The organism is Rhizobacter sp. P2_H3 (assembly GCF_056403355.1).
The window spans coordinates 1-1227 of sequence record NZ_JBFUFQ010000491.1 but is presented as its reverse complement, the minus strand read 5'-3'; the positions used below and the strand labels follow the sequence as shown (position 1 = coordinate 1227).

Genomic DNA, 1227 nt, shown 5'->3' with positions numbered 1-1227 from the left:
CGTCAGCGACTGATCGGCACGCAGGGCTTGGATTGTCGCGTTGCTGTTGGCGGCTGCGTAAGTCCAGGTGCCGTCGGCGGCAAGCGTGAAGGTGCCGTAGGCGCCAGCAGTGGCAGGCTGGGCCTGGAACACGGCCTGGCCGTTGTCGACGTCGGCGACGGACAGGGTGCCACCGGTGGTCAGATTGCCGGAGCCGTTGACCGCGGTGTCTTCGGTGACGGAGCCCGAGGTCGCGCCGGAGATGACGGCAGCGTCGTTGACACCCTTGATGGTGACCGTGACGCTCGAAGAAGTCCCGTCGGCGCTCTTGACCGAGAAGGTCTCGGTCAGCGACTGATCGGCGCGCAGCGCCTRGACCGTGGCGTTGCTGTTCGCAGCTGCATAAGTCCAGGTGCCGTCGGTGGCGAGCGTGAAGGTGCCGTAGGCGCCAGCAGTGGCGGGCTGAGCCTGGAACACGGCCTGGCCATTGTCGACATCGGCGACGGACAAGGTGCCGCCGGTGGTCAGGTTGCCGGAAGCGTTGACAGCCGTGTCTTCCGAGACGGAGCCGGTATTGACACCGGAGATCACCGCGACGTCGTTGGTGCCCTGGATGGTGACCGTGACGCTCGACGAGGTCCCATCAGCGCTCTTGACGGAGAAGGTCTCGGTCAGCGACTGATCAGCGCGCAGCGCCTGAACCGTGGCGTTGTTGTTGGCAGCGGCGTAGGTCCAGGTGCCGTCGGTGGCAAGGGTGAAGGTGCCGTAGGTGCCCGCTGTGGCGGGCTGAGCCTGGAACACCGCCTGGCCGTTGTCGACGTCTGCGACGGACAGCGTGCCACCGGTGGTCAGGTTGCCAGAACCGTTGACAGTGGTGTCTTCGGTGACGGAGCCGGAGGTTGCGCCGGAAATGACGGCGGCGTCGTTGGCACCCTTGATGGTGACCGTGACAGAGGAGTTGGTGCCATCAGCGCTCTTGACCGTGAAGGTCTCGGTCAGCGACTGATCGGCACGCAGCGCCTGGACCGTGGCGTTGCTGTTCGCAGCTGCATAAGTCCAGGTGCCGTCGGTGGCAAGGGTGAAGGTGCCGTAGGTGCCCGCTGTGGCGGGCTGAGCCTGGAACACCGCCTGGCCGTTGTCGACGTCTGCGACGGACATCGTGCCACCGGTGGTCAGGTTGCCAGAACCGTTGACAGTGGTGTCTTCGGTGACGGAGCCGGAGGTTGCGCCGGAAATGACGGCGGCGTC

The 1227-nt window shown here is 65.9% G+C and carries 1 protein-coding gene; it reads right to left on the bottom strand.

What is annotated here, in order from left to right:
* On the bottom strand, positions 1-1227 hold a 1227-nt coding region (locus AC1D1T_RS32570), incomplete at both ends, for a VCBS domain-containing protein (protein WP_477993489.1).